Origin of the sequence: Anaerobacillus arseniciselenatis (assembly GCF_001865995.1) — a bacterium.
Lineage (GTDB): Bacteria > Bacillota > Bacilli > Bacillales > Anaerobacillaceae > Anaerobacillus > Anaerobacillus arseniciselenatis.
In genome coordinates this window covers 1-3,624 of record NZ_MLQQ01000037.1, presented here as the reverse complement: position 1 = coordinate 3,624, position 3,624 = coordinate 1, and the positions used below count along the sequence as shown (strand labels likewise).

Below are 3,624 nucleotides of genomic sequence, written 5' to 3'. Positions count from 1 at the left end.
TCATTATGAAGTCCTCCTTGGTTAACTAAGTTAGGGGTCATCTCGGTGCACGATTTGACACCCCGTATCATACCAGGAGGGCTCTTTTTTTTTCAAGTCCCCGAAAATCCTTCTAACAGGAATGCTCCTTTTTGAAAAGTGGTTAAGTTTATGTTAACCGATTGGAGTAGGAAATTCTTATCTTAATTTAAGCTGAATTTTATCTTTTTTTATTTGTTCAATTTAATTGCTATTTTAGTGGTGAAATAGATGTTTATTTTTTAGATTTACGGTATTGTTGAGGCGTCATTTGCTCAAACTGTTGAAAAAGTCGTGTTAAAGAAGATTGATACTCATAACCGACAAGATTGGCAATCGATAGTAACGTTAAATTTGTTTCTAATAGTAATTGTTTCGCCTTTTTTAACCGTAAAGTTTGAATGTATTTTTTAGGGCTCATTTGATATTGCTCTTTAAACCACTGTCCGTAATAAGCCACTTGATAATGTTCTAATGCAGCTAGATTTTCGGTTGAGATTGGTTGATCGTAGTTGTCGTGAATGTGTTGAATCGATCTTGGTAAATTGTTTTCTGCAAGTAGCTGTGAAATGTAGTGCATTAAGTCGTGGACTCGACTATGTTTTCCTTTTTCATTTAACTCATTAAGTAATAAAGAACGAATCGCTTGCCAGTAATCATTTATATCGATGACTTGGCCTTGTGGATCAATGTTAATATTATTTACTTTTGCTAAAAGAAAGTAAGGTATATCAAGAACAATAAATTCATTTCGCTCTAATGAGTAGTAAGAATGTTCACAGTGAGGAGGTAAAAACAAAAGCCTCTGTTCATTTAAAGTAATTTGCTTTTGTGATGTGCCGATATGCAAGTCACCATGAAGAGGAATTAAAAGCTGGTAATAATCATGAACATGTTCGTTTTTAACATTTGAATAAGACCTACGCTCACAAATCGTTTTTTTGATTGTGCTCAAAAAACTCACCCCGTATCTATTTTACTAGATGAAGTTTATTTATTATACGATTTTATTTAAAAATTCACAAAAAACAGAAAAATCAAAAAAGGGGGGGTATTTGCATACAAAACGCGCATGACGAAGCATCGTCACCATTTAATATAGAAAAGTCGAGCGAGGACTCTAATCACTAACCAACAAACTACCCTTTTACACAAAAAAGAAGCCGGATGATCCGACTTCTTTTAAGCGATTAAAAGTTATTTTCATTTTTTTCTATAATCCGTGCAATGATTGTAGAGATTTGTGCTCGTGTGATCGGTTGATTCGGTTGAAAGGTGCCATCTTCATGCCCTCTAATTATACCTTCTTCGCGCATCGTCTCAATTGCTTGCAATGCCCAATGATCATTTTGTATGTCGTTAAAGGTGCTTTGTTTATTACTTGATGCTTTGTCATATAACCCTGCATTAAATAAAACTTGGGCCATTTGCGCTCTAGTAATTATTGTATTTGGCGAAAAATGCTGATGAGATGTACCGTTCATCACTTTATGTTGCGCAATAACTGTAATCGCATCAATTGCAGAATGGTTTTGCGGAACATCCATAAAAGATACCGAATCATTAGTTGGTTTTAGATCTAGGAAATTAACCATAATGATCGCTGCTTGTCCTCTTGTTAATGAATTACTTGGTCTAAAAGTTTTGTCTGGAAAACCATTGATGATTTTTAAATTAGCCAATTTAATGATATCTGATTTTGCCCAACTGTTGCTAATATCTATAAATGGGTATTGAGCAGATGGTCGCTTATCTTCAGAGGTAACGTTATTCACTTGTTCAGTTTTAGGTGAAGCCTCTTTAAATTGATCTTGTACTTGAGAGGTTGGAAGCTTATCATATTGATATAAATTCCACTGATCCATAATCGTTCCAACAGTTTGTCGGTAATACACGCCACCTAAATGGTTATAACCGGCATTTGCGATTTCAAAAAGAAACTGTTTGGAAGCCTCTTTGCCATCCCAACCGTTATTAATTCGTTCTTGATATTTATCTCGAGCAAAGCCGTATCTTTGATTTAATAACAGGTTTCCAGCTAAAAAGTTAACAGATTCTCTATACGAAGGGAATTTTCGATACCAATTGTCCCGCCGTCTAGTTTCATCAAAAACGATGCGGTCGGTTCCGTAATTTGCAATAATCGGAATCGGTTCAAAATCTTCATTTGGCTGCCCTTTAAGTTGCCAAGCGTTAGGAGGGTTACCCCCCCATACTTTGATGCCGAAAAGGTTATTAGCAAAATGAGCGGTCCTAGTAGTACCAAAACCACTTTCTAAGATTGACATTCCGATAATCGCACTTGCAGGTATCCCCCATTTTTCACTTGCTTCCACAGCGTATAGGGTAATCTCAGTAACAAAATCTTCTCTTTGTTTTTGAGTGAGAAGTTGTGTAGAAGGGTTGTATGCATGACTATTTCTTCCGTTAACTTGATCTTCAAAAGGAAGGGGTTGAAAAGTAGCTGCATAACTTGTAAATGGATTTATGACTAAAAGCGAAAATACTAAAATGATAGAAAAAACATTTCGATAAATGTTACTCATTATTATTTCCCCTCTTATACTATTTTATTGTAAAACTTACAAACTAATAGTATAAAAAATAGTGCTAGTTTACTACAAGTAGATTTAACCATATAGAGAAGAAGTTAGAAGTACACGTGTACCCTGAAGTGAAAAGGTAGTGCAAGAAGTGATAATTTATGAGTTTCTTAATGAAGTAAGTTTGATCATGTATAGATAGCAAACTAATTTGATTATATATAAGGAAACTACATATTAAATTTATGGAGGTGAGATTAATGGAAAACAATTTTGGGTAAATTGCTAGTTTGGGAGAAATATATAATAGTAGTAACGCGATTATAGGGTAGGAGTTGTATACTAAATAAATAGATCTTAAAACGAATGTTTTAACTATATAAATTAATGAATTTCATAATTCATTATTTCCGCCACTAAGATCAATATATAGTTGCGTCAAAACCATTCGCAGACTATATATTGCGTGATGTGGCTCATTTTTGGTAATTATGAAATTCACTCAAATGAAAAATAATAGTTGTTTTGTTAATTCAGTTATGGTAAATTTATAAACCGAGCAAAAAACTACACTATTTTAACTGATGATTTTTAAAAGTTACTTGCGGAGAATTAATTATAGTGATATAGTATTACTTGTCGGTTATTGAGCGATATACATTATATTTTTGTTTCTTCATCAAAACGTTTAAAAAACACTTGCGCAGAATTGGTTGTTTTGTTACAATAATTCTTGTCGCTGCAAACAAGTAGACGAAACGTCATTAAAAAAAGTTGTTGACGCAAGTAAGTTATCCTGATATAATAAAATTCTTGTTGTTGAAAATGACAGCGAGGGGATTTAGAAGCGAAGAGATTTGAAGCTTTTAAATTCCCAGATCGTCCTTTGAAAACTGAACACACAGCCAAGCGAATTAAGAAAGGTGGAAGACAGCGCTTAATAGTGAGGTCTGAAACTTTAAAAAGAGATATAAAAATCTCGTCAATGTTTTATTTTGAGCTTTATCAAACACTTTTATGGAGAGTTTGATCCTGGCTCAGGACGAACGCTGGCGGCGTGCCT

At 34.0% G+C, this 3,624-nt stretch carries 2 protein-coding genes; both read right to left on the bottom strand.

Features of this window, described 5'->3' with window-relative positions; genetic code table 11:
• Positions 1-253: 253 nt before the first annotated feature.
• Positions 254-973, bottom strand: a complete 720-nt coding sequence (locus BKP35_RS13100; protein WP_071313817.1) for a helix-turn-helix transcriptional regulator — start codon at positions 971-973, stop codon at positions 254-256.
• Positions 974-1,208: 235 nt separating this feature from the next.
• The gene (locus BKP35_RS13095) at positions 1,209-2,564 is read right to left on the bottom strand and encodes an S-layer homology domain-containing protein (RefSeq protein ID WP_071313816.1); all 1,356 of its coding nucleotides are present in this window, start codon (positions 2,562-2,564) and stop codon (positions 1,209-1,211) included.
• Positions 2,565-3,624 lie beyond the last annotated feature (1,060 nt).

What these genes read in the sequence shown, in the direction of transcription:
- BKP35_RS13095 (WP_071313816.1), bottom strand. Translation starts at nt 2,564, where the DNA reads ATGAGTAACATTTATCGAAATGTTTTTTCTATCATTTTAGTATTTTCG.